The sequence below is a fragment of the Micromonospora sp. NPDC049275 genome, assembly GCF_043197115.1.
In the GTDB taxonomy this organism is placed as follows: domain Bacteria; phylum Actinomycetota; class Actinomycetes; order Mycobacteriales; family Micromonosporaceae; genus Micromonospora.
This window is the reverse complement of record NZ_JBICSN010000001.1, coordinates 907098-923654: the sequence shown is the minus strand read 5'-3', so window position 1 is coordinate 923654 and position 16557 is coordinate 907098. Positions and strand designations below refer to the sequence as shown.

Here is a 16557-nt window from a genome sequence, read left to right as displayed (position 1 = left end):
GCGTGCTCACCCTGCACAGCGCGCCGCTGCTCCGGCGTACCCCCGACGGCGAACCGGTGCCGGGCCAGGCTGTGCTGGTCGGCGGCGACCGGGTCGAGGCGGTGGGCCCGCTGGCCGAGCTGAGCGAGACGTACGCGGGGGTGCGGGTACGCCGATGGCAGGGCGTGCTGGGTCCGGGCCTGCTGCACGACGGCCCGCTGCCGACGGCGCCCACCCCGCGCGAGCGGGTGCACGCGTTGCTGCGGCACGGGGTGACGGCGGTGCTGGCCGAGCACCTGGCCGACCCGTCGCTGCGGGCCGCCGTCGACCGGAGCGACCTGCTGGTGCTGCCCACCGCCGTGGCGCCGACGCTGCGTCCGGACGGGCGGGCCGACCTCGCGGTGCACGACGTCGAAGGCGCCTGCCTGGTGACCGTGGTAGCCGGGCGGATCGTCCACCGCCGCACCTGAACAGGTCGGGCCAGCTCCACGGTGGACCGTTTCGTCTAATCGGGGTCGCCCGATGTCGGCCGGCCCCGATAGCATCCGCTGCCCCCGCTGATCGGAAGGCGGGGACATCGGGGAAAGGTGGATGGGGGATGACCCTCATGCCCAGCACGACGACATCCGCAAGACCGGTCCGAGCGCTGCTGGCCACAGCGCTGTCCATGACTGTTGCCGGCGGGATGCTCACGCTCACGGCCACGCCGGCAGCGGCCTACGACATGCGGTACGAGAAGAACAACTCGTGGGCCTACACGGACGCGCACCGGCCCACGAAGATCACCATCGACCAGGCCGGCGACGTGCCGGTCGGGTCCTGGAAGGACGACCGGGGGCGCAAGCACACCGCCCGCGCCTACTTCACGTTCGACATCTCCCGCTACCGGGGAGCGGAGATCGAGTCGGCCGTCTTCTCCGTCAAGGAGACCTCGGTCGTCGACTGCACCAAGTGGCCGGGGGTGGAGCTGTGGCGCACCGCGGCCTACAGCGCCACGTCGAGTTGGGCGAAGCCGCCGGCGGAGGTGGCGAAGCTGGACACGGCCACGCTGCCGGCCGGCGCCGGCTGCCCCGCGCCGTACGTGGAGTGGAACGCGGTCGAAGGGCTGCGGCAGGCGGTTGCCGAGGGCGCCTCGACGCTCACCCTGGCGCTCCGGTTGCCGGCCGGGGCGGAGGCCGATCCCACGTTGGGTCGCCGCTACGCCAGTGCGGCGGGCATCTCCATCGACTACAACCACCGGCCGGGCGTGCCGACCGAGCAGCAGACCTCCGGGACGCCGTGCACGACGGCGGAGCCGTACCAGTTCGAGCGGGGCGGTGACCTGGCGCTCTCCGCGATCCTGCACGACCAGGACGAGAACAGCGGTGGTGGCACCGACCTGCTGACGACCACCTTCGCGCTCTGGCCCGTCGACGAGCCGTCGGCCCGGGTCGAGCGGACCGGAAACGGTAGGGACGGCGAGCGGGCCAGCGTCATCTTCAACCGCGACACCCTCACGCACGACCGCGTGTACGCCTGGCAGGTGCGGGCGGCGGACAGCCGGGCCACCGGCGGGTGGAGCGGCCTCTGCTACTTCCGTACCGACTTCCAGGGCCCGGCGACCGCGCCGATCGTCTCCTCCACCGACTTCCCCGCCGACGGGACCTGGCATCCGGCGCTGCCCGGCCAGTTCACCTTCGACGCCGGTGCGGCGGCGGACGCGATCGCCTTCCGGTACCGGCTCGACGGAGGACTCGAGACGACGGTGTCGGCGGACCGGCCCGGCGGCACGGCCACTGTCACCATCACCCCGAACGCCGGGCCCAGGAGCCTCACCGTGGTGAGCGTGGACGCGGCCGGAAACCGGTCACCTGAGGCACGGTACGAATTCCGGGCCAGCGACGTCGCGCCGATCGTCACCGGCAGACTCACCGAGGTCGGCGTACCGACCACGTTCACAGTCGCGCCGCAGATGCCCGGGGTGGTCCGCTACCGCTTCAGCCTGGACGGCGACCCGGAGCAGACGGTGCAGGCCGAGGCCGACGGCACCGCCACGTTCACCGTCACCGCTACCCGGGCCGGCAGCCGCACCCTCTCGGTTACCAGCGTGACCGCCGACGGTGTGACCGCGACGGCGACGCGCAACTTCCAACTGACCACGGCACCGAAGATCTCGGCGACGGTCTACCAGCAGGGTGCCACCAGTGGCGGCCAGGGCGTTCCCGGGGTCTTCACCTTCACTCCGCGCCAGTCCGACGTGGTCAGCTACCGCTACCGCTTCGGCACGGTGACCAGCACCGTGGCTGCGGCGGCCGACGGCACCGCCTCGGTGACGTGGGCGCCGACGAAGGCGGGTTTGACTCCGCTCACCGTCTGGAGTGTCGACCGGGACGGCACCCAGTCGGACTCGGCGAACTTCACCTTCGTCGTCCGTGACCTGCTGCCGAGCGTCCAGGGGCTGCTCTACGGCCCGAGCGAGCCGGTGGGCGGCCCGGGCCAGGCCGGCGACTTCCTGATCAGCTCGAAGGTGCCCGGTACGACGGAGTTCCGGTACCGCTTCGACGACGGCCCGGAGCAGGTGATCGGTGCCGACATCAACGGCGGTGCAGTCGTCACCTGGACCCCGGAGCAGGCCGGCACGCACACCCTGATGGTCCGCACCGTCCTCGCGGACGGGACGGTGTCGCAGGAGCGCGCGTACACCTTCCTCGTCGCCGAAGCCGCCGAGGCCGAGTCGGCGAGGTAACCGAACGACGTCCACGGTCCGGCCCACCATCCCGTGCGGGTGGTGGGCCGGGCCTGTTACAGCGGTCGCGGGCGGCGATCCGGCGTACCTTGGGGATCATGTCTGTGCCGAACGATCCTGATCCCCGCCTCCAGGCGTACGCCGACCCGCAGCGCTTGGTCACCACCGAGTGGTTGGCCCAGCACCTGGGCGACGAGGGCCTCGTCGTGGTCGAGTCCGACGAGGACGTCCTGCTCTACGAATCCGGTCACATCCCCGGCGCCGTCAAGGTCGACTGGCACCTCGATCTGAACGACCAGGTCACCCGGGACTACCTCGACGCGACGAGCTTCGCCGAGATGTGCGCCGCGAAGGGCATCGGTCGGGGCGACACGGTGGTCTTCTACGGCGACAACTTCAACTGGTGGGCCGCGTACGCCCTCTGGGTGTTCTCGCTCTTCGGCCACGCGGACGTGCGGCTGCTCGACGGCGGCCGGCAGAAGTGGATCGCCGAGGGGCGCGAGGTGACCCGCGACAAGCCGGCCCGGCCCCGCGCGGACTACCCGGTGCCGCTGCGCGACGACGCGCCGCTGCGGGCGTTCCGCGAGCAGGTGATGGCGCACATCGCCGTCGGACGGCCGCTCGTCGACGTCCGGTCCCCGGGTGAGTACACGGGGGAGATGCTGCACATGCCCGACTACCCGCAGGAGGGCGCGCTGCGCGGCGGGCACATCCCGGGTGCGGTCAGCAAGCCGTGGAAGTCCGCCGCGAACGAGGACGGCACGTTCAAGTCCGCCGACGAGCTGAAGGCCATCTACGCCGACCAGCTAGGGCTGAGCCCGGACGACGACGTGATCGCGTACTGCCGGATCGGTGAGCGGTCCAGCCACACCTGGTTCGTGCTGCGGCACCTGCTGGGCTACCCGCAGGTGCGCAACTACGACGGCTCGTGGACGGAGTGGGGCAACCTGGTCCGGGCACCCGTGGTCAAGGGTGACCAGCCCGGCGGCATCGCCGCCTGACCGGTCTCCGGAAGCTGGCCGGCTGAGGGTTCGACACCCTCAGCCGGCCAGCACCAGCACGCCGCGCAGATCACGGATGACTCCGGTGATCTCGCCGGTCTCCGGATCCCAGCGGGCCAGGGCTGCCGGCTCCAGGCGGAGCAGCACGTTGCCCTTGTTGTCCCAGCCCAACACCGGGCAGCAGCCCTTGGCGCGGTCTCGGCCCAGGTCGAGCAGGTGGGTCACTGCGCCGGTACGGGAGTCCAGCACGGCCGCCCCCTCGGCGCCGTCGATCTCCTTGTTGGTGATCATGGCGGCCGTCGCCAGTCGGCCGCCGTGCAGCCAGCCCCGGCCGTAGAACTCGTTGACCGCGTAGGGCGGGGGCAGCACGTCGTCGGTGATCCGTTGTTCGGAGCGGACCGCTGCGTCGTTGGCGTCCCGGCTGCGCAGCATCAGGCTGCCCCGTTGGCCGATCATCTCGATCAGCGCCGCCTCGCGGCCGGCCTCCGGATCGGGGGTGACCACGTTGCCGGCCGACACGTCGATGGTGCCCGCCGCCTCGGTGTCGCGCTCCACGGCGTAGGTCCGGTTGCTGCCGCCGACCAGCACCCGGTCGTGCGCCCACACCACCAACTCCAGGTAGCCGGCGAGCGGAACCCGGCGTACGCCCGCCGTGGTGAGGTCGATCATGATCAGCTCGTTGGTCTGCGCGAAGGCCGCCCAGCGGCCATCCGGGGACAACACCCCCGGCTGTACGGCGGTCGCCTCGTTGCCGTCGGCGTCCCGAGTGGGCGCCAGCGTCACCACGTCGAGACTGCGGACGACTCCGTCGTCGCCGAGGATCCGGACCGGCCCGTCCGCGTGGTACTCCTCGTCCACCGGCTGGAACAGCGCCAGCGCCCGCTGGACCGGCTGCTTGGACAGTCGCACGGTCGCCGGGCCGGTCAGCCGATTCAGCGGGTCGGGGGGAAAGGTCAGCTCGGCGGGCGGGCGCTGCACCGGGCCGGCGTGGGTGGGGACTACTGTCGGCGCCACCGTGTGGTTCAGGGGCGGACTGGGCGAAGGCCGGCGGACGGCCACCGTGGCGCCGCCGACCAGCACCACGGCCAGGGCGGCCGCGCCTATCGCGCGCCGGGTCCGACGGGTGCGCCGCGCCCGGTCCCAACCGGCTGTCGCGGGCCTGCTGGGCAGCACGTCCTCCACACTGACGGCGAAGAGGTGGCGTAGGTCCTGCTCGTTCACCGGTTCACCTCCAGGCCGGTGGTCGGGTCGCCGGAGGGGGTCGGTGGGCCGTCGCCGGTGAGATCGGGGGCCACCTCGCGGAGCCGGCGCAGCGCCATGTGGCACTGGCTCTTCACGGTGCCGACGGTCACCCCGAGCGCCTCCGCCGTGGCGACCTCGGTCAGGTCCTCGTAGTAGCGCAGCACCAGGACGGCCCGCTGCCGGGGCGGCAGCAGCCCCAACGCGTCGTGCAGCGTCAGCCGCAGGGCGCCGTCACGGTCGGGGGCCACCTGCTCCGGCGGCGCGGCGCTGAGCCACTCCCGTCGTCGCCGACGCCACCACGACACCGCGTCCCGATAGAGGATGGTCCGTACGTAGGCGGCGGGATCGCCGTCGCGGACGGAGGTCCAGCGCAGCGCCAACTTCAGCAGGGCGTCCTGGAGGAGGTCCTCGGCCTGGTGCCGGTTGCCGCAGATCAGGAAGGCCGCGCGCAGGAGCCGGTGCTGGTTGCTCTCCACGAAGGCGAGGTAGCCGTCGCGGCCTTCGTTCGCCGTCGATCCCATCCGCACCCCTTCCGGCCGTCGCGGTGCGCGTCACCCGACAGACGCACGGGCAGGGGTAAAAGGTTGGGTCAGGTCTGCGGCAGCCCGGTCAGGTAGCGCTGGAGGGTCGGTGCGGTCCAGGAGACCAGCTCCTCCGGGGTCATGTCCACCATCGGTGGGAGCCGGACGATGTAGCGGGTGAGGGCGAGGCCCAGGATCTGGCTGGCCACCAGGCCGGCACGTCGGGCGGTCAGCGCAGGGTCGGTGCCGAACGTGGCCACGGCCGCGGTGAGCTGGTCGGCGAAGATGCCGCGCATGCGCTCGGCGGCGCCCGGGTTGGTGCTGGCGGCCCTTAGCAGCGCCACGAGCGTCTCGTCGCCCTCCCACCGGGCGAGGAAGTGCCGGACCAGCACCTCGCCGAGCTGCTCGGACGGCACGGCGGTCAGGTCGGGCAGGCGGAGGTCGAACTCGGCCGTCGCCGCGAACAGGCCCTCCTTGCTGCCGTAGTACCGCATGACCATCGACGGGTCGATCCGGGCGTCGGCGGCGATGGCCCGGATCGTGGCGCGCTCGTAGCCGTCGGCGGCGAACCGCTCGCGGGCGGCGCGCAGGATCGCCGCGCGGGTGGCGTCCGAGCGGCGGGGGTGGGCCGGGTGGGTGGACGCGGTCATGTCAACGACCGTATGCCAACGACTGTTGACACACAACGACCGCGGTCCTAGCGTTGCCAACGAGCGTTTGCCAACACGTGTTGGCAACAGTCGTTCCGGAGGTGGCCGTGCTGCCCACGAATACCGACGTCCTGGTGGTGGGCGCCGGCCCGACCGGCCTCGCCACCGCACTGACGCTGGCCCGTCGCGGGGTCGACGTGACAGTGCTGGACCAGCAGGCCGAACCGCCGCAGACGTCCCGCGCGGCAGTCGTGCACGCGTACACCCTGGAGGTGCTGGACCGGATCGGCGTCGCGGCGCCGCTGGTGGCCCAGGGGGTGCGTGCGCCGCGTTTCACCGTCCGCGACCGGGACCGGACGCTGCTGTCGGTCCCGTTCCACCGACTGCCGTCCCGGTTCCCCTACGCGCTGCTGGTCTCCCAGGCGGTCACCGAGGCCGTGCTCGTCGCCCGGTTGGCCGACCTCGGCGTCCGGGTGCGGCGGCCGTGCCGGCTTACCGACCTGACCCCGACCGGCGACGGAGTGCTCGCGCGGGTCGACGGTGCGGAGCTGCGCGCCCGGTACGTGGTGGGCGCGGACGGCCTGCACAGCACGGTCCGGCGGGCGGCAGGCATCGGCTTCGCCGGTCCCGGCGACGAGGAGTCCTTCGTGCTCGCCGACGTGCGGGTGGAAAGCGTGCTGCCCCGCGACGAGGCGGCGCTGTTCCTCGCCCGCCCCGGGCCCCTGGTCTGGGCACCACTGCCGGACGGGGTGGTCCGGCTGGTCGCCGCCGTGCCGACTGCGCCGCGCGAGCCGGACGCGGCGTACCTCCAGGCGCTCCTCGACGAGCGCGGCCCGGCGCGGCGACCCGACCGGGTGACCGACGTGCTCTGGGGTTCCCGGTTCCTGGTGCGGCACCGGATCGCCGACACCTTCCGGTCCGGTCCGGTGCTGCTGGCCGGCGACGCCGGGCACGTGCACAGCCCCGCCGGTGGGCAGGGCATGAACCTCGGCATCTGCGATGCAGTGGCCGTCGGTACGGCCCTTGCCGACGTGCTCGGCGGTGGCCCGGAGACGCTGCTCGACGACTACAGCGCCCGGCACCGCCCGATGGCCGAGGACGTGCTGAGCTTCGCCGCCGGGCTGACCCGGATGGCCACCGCCTCCCCGGCCCGCCGCCCGCTCCGCGACGGGCTGCTGCGGCTGGTCGGCGCCGTCCCACCGGCCCGTCGGCGGGTCGCGCTGCGCCTGTCCGGGTTGTCCCACCGGGAACCGAGCTGAGTCGTTCACCGCGACGAGTGCCGGGCCACTGCCCCTTCGCTGGTCGGCACAGCGGCCGTCGGCACCGACGCGACCGGCCGAAGCGTCCGCCAGGCCGCCAGTGTGACAAGCGCGAACGTGCCGGCCGCCGCGATCGTCACCGGCACCGTCCCGTACGCGGCGGCGGCCAGCCCGGCGAGCGCCGCGCCGATCGGGGCGGTGAGCAACCCGACCATCCGCTGTGCGGCACCCACCCGACCGAGCAACCCGCCCGGCACGTGCCGCTGCCCGTACGACGCCGACAGGCTGTTCCACACCACGGTGCCGGCGGCGAAGACGGCCAGCGCGATCCCGCCGGGCACCGGTTGCCGGGCCAGCGCGAACCCGACGAGCGCGACGGTCTGCGCCGCGAGCACCGCCCGCAGCGCGGGCACCGTGCCCAGCCGGGCGGCGAGTCGGCCCGCCCCGAGCGCCCCGCCCACGCCGCCGAGAATGGCGCCCGCCGCGAACAGTCCGTATCCGGCCGGGGGCACCCGCAGCACGTCCAGGGCGTAGAGCACGAGCACCGCCATGAGACCGCTGATCGCCAGGTTGCACGCGGCGGCCAGCAGGGTGACCCGCCACAGTGTCCGGTGCCCGCGCAGCCAGCGCATCCCCTCGACGATCTCGCTCCACACCGACCCGCAGGGGATCGCCGGCCCGGTGCCCACGGCGGCAGGCGGAGTGAGGGCCAGCACGAGCAGGGCCGCTACCGCGAACGTGACGGCGTCCAGAGCGAACGGCAGGGCGGGAGCGGTGGCGAAGAGGACACCGGCGGCCGGCGCACCGAGGAAACCGCCTGCCACCGCGCTTCCCGCCTGGAGCCGCCCGTTCGCCCTCGGCAGCGCGGCCGGCGGCACGACGGTGGGCAGCAGCGCGAACGAGGCCGAGTCGAAGAGTGTGCCCAGCGCGGCGAGGAGGAACGCGGCAGCCAGGAGCGTCACCACGGCGGCCCGGTCGAGGACGACCGTCACGGCCAGCGCCGCGACCACCGCCGCGCGTACCCCGTCGACCACTGCCATCGTCCGCCGCCGGTCCCAGCGGTCCGCGTAAACGCCGCCGAGCAGGCCGAAGAGCAGCGGGGGCAACTGCCCGGCCACGGTGACCGCCGCGATGATCCGGGGATCGCGGGTCACCGTCGCGGCCAGCAGGGCCAGAGCCGGCGTACGCAGCGCATCCCCGAACCGGGACGAGACGGCGGCGGTCCAGAGCAGCCGGAAGTCCCGGCCCAGAGCGGAGGAGGTCATGGCGCCGACCGTGCCGGTTCGACCGGGTCGAGGGTCAAGCCGCCGGGCGAAAGGGGGACGCGGGCAGTCGGTGATCATCGGTACGGTGGGCGCCGGCATCGGGACCGGGGAGAACTCAGGCGTGGACCACACCTTCCAGGTCGACCTGCGTGGCGTGGTCGACCTGCTCAGTCATCACCTCTACGGCAGCCCACGGGTGTACGTCCGTGAGCTGCTCCAGAACGCGGTGGACGCGATCACCGCCCGGCGTGCGACCGAGCCGGACGCGCCGGCGCTGGTTCGCATCGAGCCACCGGAGCTCACCGGCGACGGCACCCTGCGCGTGCACGACACCGGCGTCGGCCTGACCGAGGCGCAGGTGCACGAGCTGTTGGCCACCATCGGGCGCAGCTCCAAGCGCGACGAGCTGGGCTTCTCCCGGCACGAGTTCCTCGGCCAGTTCGGCATCGGCCTGCTCTCCTGCTTCCTGGTGGCCGACGAGATCCAGGTGCTCACCCGCAACGGCGACAACCCCACGGTCCGGTGGACCGGGTACGCCGACGGTCGCTACGCGGTGACAGTGGCACCGCCGGAGGCCGCCCGCTCCGAGCCGGGCACCACTGTCACGCTCGTGCCCCGCCGCGACGCCGATCAGTGGTTCGCCACCCCGACCGTCACCGACCTGGCGCGGCTCTTCGGCTCGCTGCTGCCGGTCACCGTCCGGGTCGGTGACACGGTCACCACCACCGGCGAACCGCCGTGGTCGACCGCGCCGGGGGCACCGCTCGACCGGGCGGCGCTGATCCGGTACGCCCGGGAGACGCTCGGCGTGGAACCGTTCGACGTGCTGCCCCTGGCCGTGCCGGAGGCCGGGCTCACCGGCGTCGCCGTCATCCTGCCCACGCCGGTGAACCCGGCGGCCCGGGCCGGGCACCGCGTCTACCTCAAGCGGATGCTGCTCACCGAGAACGCCGACGGTCTGCTGCCGGACTGGGCGTTCTTCGCGCACTGCGTGGTCGACGCGACCGAGCTGCGCCCGACGGCCAGCCGCGAGGCCCTCTACGAGGACACCCTGCTGACCGCGACCCGGGAGGCGCTCGGCGACCAGGTACGCGGCTGGCTGGTCCGGCTGGCGCGGCACGACCCGCACCGGCTGGCCGAGTTCCTCCAGGTGCACCACCTCGGCGTGAAGGCGTTGGCGCTGCACGACGACGAGATGCTCCGGCTGGTCGACAGGTGGTGGCCGATGGACACGAACGTCGGCACGCTCACCCTCGCCGAGTTCCGGGAACGCCACGGGGTGCTCCGCTACGCGGCCAGCCTCGACGAGTTCCGCCAACTCGCCGCGGTGGCCGCCGCCCAGGACCTGGCGGTGGTGAACGCCGGCTACACGTACGACACCGAGCTGATCGAGCGGCTGCCGGCGGTGGACCGGTCGGTGCTCATCGAGCGGCTGGAGCCGAGCGATCTCACCACCCGGTTCGAGGCCCTCGACCCGCAGGTGGAGCTGGCGCTTCGGCCGTTCCTCACCGCCGCGCAGCGGGCCGTCGAACGCTCCGGCTGCGAGGTGGTCATCCGGGCGTACGACCCGGTCTCGCTGCCCGCGCTCTATCTGGTCAGCCGGTCGGCGGCGTTCAACGACCAGCTCGCCGCCAGCCGCGACCGGGCCGACGAGCTGTGGGGCGGAGTGCTCGACGCGCTCGCCGCCACCGCCCCACCGGACCGCCCGCAACTGGTGCTCAACCATCGCAACCCACTGGTACGGCGGGTCACGTCGCTCGGCGACCCGGAGCTGGTCGGGCTCGCCATCGAGGCGCTGTACGGGCAGGCGCTGCTGCTCGGCCACCATCCGATCCGCGCTGCCGACGCCGCGCTGCTGAACGATTCCTTCCTCGGCCTGCTCGGCCGGGCCGTGCCGGGACGGGAGTGACAATGAGCGACGAGGACCTGTGGCGGGTGCTGCGTGGCATCGCCGACATGCCGTACGGGGCGGGGCAGATCGCGGCGCTGGAGCAACTGCTGCGCCGGGTGGACGCCGCCGACGACAGGCACCTCGCCTTCGTCACCCGGATGCAGGCCACCACCGGGTACGTCTACGGCGGTGAGCCGGCGAAGTCGTTCGTGACCTTCTCCTGGTGCCTGTCCGAGTTCGACCGCGACCCGCAGCCCTACCACCAGCGCCACCTGCACCAGTTGCTGTGGCACTTCAAGTACATGGTGTCGGGCCTGCTGAAGTTCCCCGAGGTGCCACTGGACCGCACGTACGCGGTGCTCGACGACATGGAGCGGCGTTACCGGGCCGGCGGGCACAGCCTGCAGACCGTCCACAAGCACCGCTTCCGGGTCGCCGACCACGTGGGCGACGCCGACGCCGCCGCGCACTGGTACCGGCTGTGGCAGACCACGCCCCGCGACGAGTTGTCCGACTGCGCCGGCTGTGACCCGACGAGCCAGGTGGGCTACCTCGCCGACACCGGGCGGGACGCCGAGGCGGTGGCGCTCGCCGAGCCGGTGCTCGCCGGCAGGCTCACCTGCACCGAGCAGCCGCAGGCGATCCTCACGGCGCTCCTGCTGCCCTATCTGCGTACCGGTCGGGGTTCCTCGGCGCGCGACGCGCATCGGGAGGCGTACCGCAAGCTGCGCGGCAACCTCGCCGACCTGTGGGACATCGGTGACCACGTCGAGTTCTGCACGCTTACCGGCAACGAGGCGCGGGCGGTCGAGCTGGTGGAGCGGCACCTGGACTGGCTGGACCGGCCGCCGTCGCCGGCCGCCGCCATGCACTTCGCGGCGACGGCCGCCGCGGCGCTGCGGCAGGCGGGTGCGGCGACCGTGTACCGCCGGGCCGCCGAGGGCCGACCGGCCGCCGAGGTGCCCGCGCCGACCCTGGCCGACGAGTTGGCAGCCACCGCGACCGCGCTGGCCGCCCGCTTCGACGCCCGCAACGGCACCGCCCACCAGTCCGAGTGGATCGCCCGCCGGCTCGCCGTCCAGCCCAGTGGCGAGCACCTGCCACTCTCCGCGAGCGTCCGCCGCCGTCCGGCCCGGCCGACCGGGGACGAGCCGACAGTTCCGCTGCCCGTGGGCACACCAGCGTCCGCCGACCGGCCGGGCCGGGAGCGGGCCGAGGCGCCCACCGTGACAGTGCCCGCCGACGCGGACGCGGACGAGTTGCTGACCCTCGCCGAGGAGAGCTGGGGCCGACACGACCGGGCCACGTTCCAGGCGATGCTGGCCGCGTGCGACGAACGGTTCGGCACCGCCGACCTGCCGACGCGGACGGTCGCGCACCGGCTGGCGCTGCGGGCCGCCGAGCGCGGCGACGAGGACGACATCGAGGGCGCGGTCGAGCTGAACCGGGCGGCGCTGGACCTGTACCGCTCGACGGGCGAGGAGGTGCCCACCCAGGTGATCGCCGGGCGGCTCGGTGTGCTGCTGACCCGGGCCGACGAGCACGCCGAGGAGGGGCTCACGCTGGTCCGGGAGGCCGCCGAGGTGCTGGAGCGGCTCGGGGACGCCCGCCAGCGGGCCGCGGCGCACGACCGGTTGGCGTTGGCGCTGCTGCACCGGCAACGGTGGTCGGACGCACTCGCGGCGCTGGACCGGACGCCGGCCGACGCGGGCGGCGACAGGCACCTGGCGGCTCGGATCGCCCTGCACCGGGCACACCTTCTCGAGCAGTCCGACCGCGTCGACGAGGCCCGCGCCGCCGCCGAGGAGGCTCGCCGGATCGGCCGCGAGCTGGGCATCGACGAGTTGGTCACCGCGGCCTGCCTGGCCCACGCGCGAACGGTCGACGACCCGGCGGAGGCGGTGGCCGCCTGTGACGAGGCGCTGCGGGTCGCACCGGCGGACGCGGAGCTGCCGGTCCGGGTCGCGCGCGCCCGAGCGCTGCTCTCCGCCGGCCGAGCCGCCGACGCGGTCGACGACTTCGTCGAGGCGGTGACGCTGTGCGTGGAGCGCGGCGCCGAGGGGGACGCTTTCCTGCGCTGGGAGCTGGCGAACGCGTACCGGGTGGTGGGTCGCCTCGCCGAGGCGGCCGAGGTCGCCGAGGAGGCCGTGCTCGGCCTGGACCGGCTGGGCGCCCAGGCGGAGGCCGACCGCTGCCGGCACCTGCTGGCCGGTGTGTACGCCGGACTCGGCGAGATCGATCCGGCGCTGGCCCTGCTGGAGCAGTTGGCCACCAACCTGGACGGCCCGGACAACCTCCCGCACCGGGCCCAGGTGTTGGAGGAGGCCGGCGGGATCCTGTACGACGCCGACCGGGACGCCGTCGCCGCCGAGCGCTTCGCCGCCGCCGCCACGGCGTACCGGCTCGCCGACCTGCCGTTGGACGAACTGCGTGCCCGCCGGCGGGAGGCGTACGCCTGGTTCTGGGCCGACGACCGGCCGGCGGCGGTACGTGCCGTCGAGTTGCTGGACGGGCTGGCGACGACGTTCGCCGGGCAGCCGGAGCCGGAGCCGCCTGTGACGTACGAGCTGGCGATGGCGTCCGAGGCCGGTGCGCGGGTGTTGGTCGGGGAGGAACGGCCGGACGAGGCGCTGGACCGGCTCGCCGGGGTGCCGGACCGGCTGCGGTCGATCGAGGCGTTCGGTGAGGCGGCCCAGGTCGAGATCCTCGTCGGTGAGCTGCTGCTGCGCCTGGATCGGCCGGCCGAGGCGGAGCCGCTGCTGCGCCGCGTACTCGGAGGGCTCCCGGCGGGTTCGCGGCCGGTCCGTCAGACGGCCTGGCTGTTGGCTCGCGCCCTGGACCTGCTGGATCGACACACGGAGTCCGCCGCGCTGCGCGCGGAGCACGACCTCGATCCGGACGAGTGACCTCTCCGCCGTCCGGTCGGCTCCGCCCGGGAGGGTGCCGGCCGGCGGCGTGGTGTGCGCGACCGAGCGGTAACCGCCGCCCCACCGCGGTCTGCTCGCGGTCTACGCTTGCCCGGTGACGGTGGAGCAGCAGGCACGGGGTGCGGCGGGTGCGGGCCGGCGCCGGTCCCGTAAGGACGAGATCCTGGAGATCGCGGTCGGTCTGTTCGCCGCCCGTGGCTACCACGGCGTGTCGATGGACGACATCGGTGCGGCGGCCGGGGTGACCGGCCCGGCGCTCTACCACCACTTCGCCGGCAAGGAGGCGATGCTGGCTGCCGCGCTGATCCCGGTCAGCGAGGGGCTGTTGGCCGGTGGGCGGGAACGTGCCGCTGGGCATCCGGACGACCCGCGCGGCGTGCTGGAGTCGCTGATCGACTTCCACGTCGAGTTCGCGCTGGCCAACCCGGCGGTGATCGCACTGCACCTGCACGAGCTGGACCGCCTGCCGGAGGAGCCACGACGACGGATCCGCCGCCTGCAGCGGATGTACGTCGAGGAGTGGGTGACGGTGCTCACCGCGCTGCACCCGGGCATGCCCGACGGCGAGGCGCGGGTGCTGGCGCACGCCGCGTTCGGCCTGATGAACTCGACACCGTTCCTCGGCGGCGAGGTGGACCGTCGCCGTCGCGCCGAGCTGCTGCGCGGCGCGACCCTGGCCGCGCTGCTCGCCTGAGCCCCGGCCGCGCCGCTCGCCTGAGCCCCGGCCGCGCTGCTCGCCTGAGCCCCGGCTCGTCAGGGGTGGGCCGGTCATGGTTCCCTGGCATCGTCCCAACATCCGGACGCCAGGAGGAAACATGATCGAGTCACTGCTGGTCGCCAATCGCGGCGAGATCGCCCGCCGGGTCATCCGGACCGCCAAGCGGCTCGGCATCCGCGCGATCGCGGTGTACTCGGAGGCCGACGCCGACCTGCCCTTCGTCACCGAGGCGGACGAGGCAGTCCTCATCGGTCCTCCGAACCCGGCGCAGAGTTACCGCAACGTCGAGGCGATCCTCGCCGCCGCGAAGTCGACGGGCGCGCAGGCCATCCACCCCGGCTACGGCTTCCTGTCGGAGAACGCCGATTTCGCCCGTACCGTCGAGGCGAGCGGGCTGATCTGGGTCGGGCCCGGCGCGGACGCGATCACCGCGATGGGCGACAAGATCAATGCCCGGAACCTGATGGCCGCGGCCGGGGTCCCTGTCGCGCCCGGCACGACCGACCCGGCCGCCGACCTGGACGCGGCGGTCGCCGCCGCCGCGGAGATCGGTTACCCGGTGATGGTCAAGGCCGCCGCCGGTGGCGGCGGCATGGGCATGGGCGTGGCCGTCGACGACGCCGCGCTGCGCATCGAGTACGACAAGGTGCGCGCGTTCGCCGAGCGGATGTTCGGCGACGGTTCGGTGTTGATCGAGCGGTACTTCCCCCGGGTACGCCACGTCGAGGTGCAGATCCTCGGCCTGGCCGACGGCCGGGTGGTGGCGCTCGGCGAGCGGGAGTGCTCGGTGCAGCGACGCAACCAGAAGCTGGTCGAGGAGTCGCCGTCCCCGGCGGTCTCGCCGGAGCTGCGCGCTCGCCTCCTGGCGGCGGCCGTGCGGGCCGGCGAGGCGGTCGGCTATCGCAACGCGGGCACTGTGGAGTGCCTGCTCAACCCTGAGACGAACGAGTTCTTCTTCCTGGAGATGAACACGCGGCTTCAGGTGGAGCACCCGGTGACCGAGTACGTCTACGGCATCGACCTGGTGGAGGAGCAGTTGCGGGTGGCCGTCGGCCTGGCCCCGACGTTCGACCCGGACGCGCTCGCGCCGAGCGGGCACGCCATCGAGCTGCGGATCAACGCCGAGGACCCGAAGCGCTTCCTGCCCGGTCCCGGCGTGGTCAGGACCTGGGTGGAGCCGACCGGTGCGGGCGTCCGGGTGGACTCCGGCTACACGGAGGGCAACACCGTCACCCCGTTCTACGACAGCCTGCTGGCCAAGCTGATCCTCAGCGGCGACACCCGCGACGAGGCGATCGGACGCGCGAAGGCCGCTGTCGCCGAGTTCCAGATCGAGGGCCCGAAGAACAACCTGCCCTTCTTCGCCGAGCTGCTGGAGAACGACGAGTTCCTCGACGGCACCTACGACACCGGCATCGTCTCCCGCATGCGCTGACCCGACCCCCCACCCGGTGATCAAGAGGTTTGCGTCGGCGGGATTCTGCTCCCGGATGACGCAAACCTCTCGATCGCCGTTGCCGGCGGCCGGCCTGGTGCCGCTCGTCAGAGGTGGTCGCGCAGGTTGCTCGGTGCGCCGCCATCCGGTTGCCGGCCGTGCCTGCTCGGCCCGACCCAGTAGTGCGACTCGCCCCTGCTCTGCCCGGGCAGCCCGAAGGTGACGGTGTCCAGCCGCGGTGCCCGGTACTGACTCTCCACCGAACCGCCGCCTCGGGCCTGGGCCGTCGGGAAGTGTCTGGTGTTGGAGGTCCGGGCCGGCGAACCGCTCAACGGTTCGCGTTGTCGAGGCAGGTCGTCGGACGTCGGGCCGCGGCCGAGTGACGTCAACGCCTTGTCGGCTCGAAGCTTGCTGACCTCCACCATGCAGTCCGCCAGCTGCTGCTTCAACTCGTGATTCTCCCGACGCAGATCCCGTTCGACGGCCGAGGCGGCAAACGCCCCGGTCGCATCCTCGGCCCGTCCCGGGTGGTCACCGGTCGGCGGCTCCTCGCCCCGGGCCTGCTCGTACAACGCGGCCAACTGGGCCTGTTTCTCCGGCCGGAGCTCTGCCGGCAGCGCGTGCTTCAGCACCAGCACCACCGTTTGCCAGGGCGGACCCTTGCTCTCGGCCGTGAAGTGCCGGGAGAGCTTCTTGCGCAGGAGAGTCTGCTTCCTGATCCGGGCGGGCCGGTCGGGATCGGACTGGGGCGTGTAGATCCGGTCCGCCAGCCTCTGCCAGGTGTCGATCGGCCCGATCTCGGGGCAGGTCTCCACGATGTCGCGGACCGCCAGCGCGTACGCCGCCACGGCGGGGTTGTGATAGCGCCGACGGTATTGCGCTTCGAGCGTCGATCGCGGGACCAGTCGGTGTCGTTGGGTGCGTTCTGCTGAGAGCGGCACAGG

At 73.2% G+C, this 16557-nt stretch carries 13 protein-coding genes; 8 read left to right on the top strand and 5 right to left on the bottom strand.

Annotated elements, in window-relative coordinates:
- Window positions 1-2 precede the first annotated feature (2 nt).
- The 3 genes from ACGFIE_RS04335 to ACGFIE_RS04325 all read left to right on the top strand — a co-directional run bounded on the left by ACGFIE_RS04335 (window position 3) and on the right by ACGFIE_RS04325 (window position 3705).
- On the top strand, window positions 3-449 hold the full coding sequence (locus ACGFIE_RS04335; RefSeq protein WP_393290840.1) for a hypothetical protein: 447 nt from the start codon (window positions 3-5) through the stop codon (window positions 447-449).
- Window positions 450-577: 128 nt separating this feature from the next.
- On the top strand, window positions 578-2704 hold the full coding sequence (locus tag ACGFIE_RS04330) for a hypothetical protein (protein ID WP_393290838.1): 2127 nt from the start codon (window positions 578-580) through the stop codon (window positions 2702-2704).
- A gap of 98 nt (window positions 2705-2802) precedes the next feature.
- Window positions 2803-3705, top strand: coding sequence for a sulfurtransferase (locus ACGFIE_RS04325; protein WP_266247570.1), 903 nt, complete (start codon window positions 2803-2805; stop codon window positions 3703-3705).
- 39 nt (window positions 3706-3744) lie between these two features.
- Here ACGFIE_RS04325 and ACGFIE_RS04320 read toward each other — a convergent pair whose 3' ends face one another.
- The 3 genes from ACGFIE_RS04320 to ACGFIE_RS04310 all read right to left on the bottom strand — a co-directional run bounded on the left by ACGFIE_RS04320 (window position 3745) and on the right by ACGFIE_RS04310 (window position 6118).
- On the bottom strand, window positions 3745-4926 hold the full coding sequence (locus tag ACGFIE_RS04320; protein WP_393290836.1) for a hypothetical protein: 1182 nt from the start codon (window positions 4924-4926) through the stop codon (window positions 3745-3747).
- Entirely contained in the window at window positions 4923-5468 is a 546-nt protein-coding gene (locus ACGFIE_RS04315; protein ID WP_393290833.1) for a SigE family RNA polymerase sigma factor, read from the bottom strand. The genes ACGFIE_RS04320 and ACGFIE_RS04315 overlap by 4 nt, the downstream gene beginning before the upstream one ends.
- 68 nt (window positions 5469-5536) lie before the next feature.
- Window positions 5537-6118 (bottom strand): TetR family transcriptional regulator, encoded by a 582-nt coding sequence (locus tag ACGFIE_RS04310; protein WP_393290832.1) that lies wholly within the window; start codon window positions 6116-6118, stop codon window positions 5537-5539.
- A 107-nt stretch (window positions 6119-6225) separates the two neighbouring features.
- On the opposite strand from ACGFIE_RS04310, the gene ACGFIE_RS04305 reads away from it, so the two are divergent.
- Complete coding sequence (locus ACGFIE_RS04305) at window positions 6226-7377, top strand: FAD-dependent oxidoreductase (protein ID WP_393290829.1); 1152 nt, start codon at window positions 6226-6228, stop codon at window positions 7375-7377.
- Window positions 7378-7382: 5 nt separating this feature from the next.
- Here the strand turns inward: ACGFIE_RS04305 and ACGFIE_RS04300 are convergent, their stop codons facing one another.
- A complete protein-coding gene (locus ACGFIE_RS04300) occupies window positions 7383-8642 on the bottom strand; it encodes an MFS transporter (protein WP_393290827.1) in 1260 nt (419 codons plus the stop codon).
- Between the two features lie 121 nt (window positions 8643-8763).
- On the opposite strand from ACGFIE_RS04300, the gene ACGFIE_RS04295 reads away from it, so the two are divergent.
- The 4 genes from ACGFIE_RS04295 to ACGFIE_RS04280 all read left to right on the top strand — a co-directional run bounded on the left by ACGFIE_RS04295 (window position 8764) and on the right by ACGFIE_RS04280 (window position 15613).
- Complete coding sequence (locus ACGFIE_RS04295) at window positions 8764-10551, top strand: HSP90 family protein (RefSeq protein WP_393291285.1); 1788 nt, start codon at window positions 8764-8766, stop codon at window positions 10549-10551.
- Window positions 10552-10553: 2 nt separating this feature from the next.
- On the top strand, window positions 10554-13439 hold the full coding sequence (locus ACGFIE_RS04290) for a hypothetical protein (protein ID WP_393290824.1): 2886 nt from the start codon (window positions 10554-10556) through the stop codon (window positions 13437-13439).
- Between the two features lie 115 nt (window positions 13440-13554).
- The gene (locus ACGFIE_RS04285) at window positions 13555-14154 is read left to right on the top strand and encodes a TetR/AcrR family transcriptional regulator (RefSeq protein ID WP_007454080.1); all 600 of its coding nucleotides are present in this window, start codon (window positions 13555-13557) and stop codon (window positions 14152-14154) included.
- A gap of 121 nt (window positions 14155-14275) precedes the next feature.
- Window positions 14276-15613 (top strand): acetyl/propionyl/methylcrotonyl-CoA carboxylase subunit alpha, encoded by a 1338-nt coding sequence (locus tag ACGFIE_RS04280; protein ID WP_393290821.1) that lies wholly within the window; start codon window positions 14276-14278, stop codon window positions 15611-15613.
- Window positions 15614-15720: 107 nt separating this feature from the next.
- Here the strand turns inward: ACGFIE_RS04280 and ACGFIE_RS04275 are convergent, their stop codons facing one another.
- Window positions 15721-16461: a hypothetical protein gene (locus ACGFIE_RS04275; RefSeq protein WP_393290818.1), complete on the bottom strand. Its 741-nt coding sequence runs from the start codon at window positions 16459-16461 to the stop codon at window positions 15721-15723.
- Between the last annotated feature and the right edge of the window lie 96 nt (window positions 16462-16557).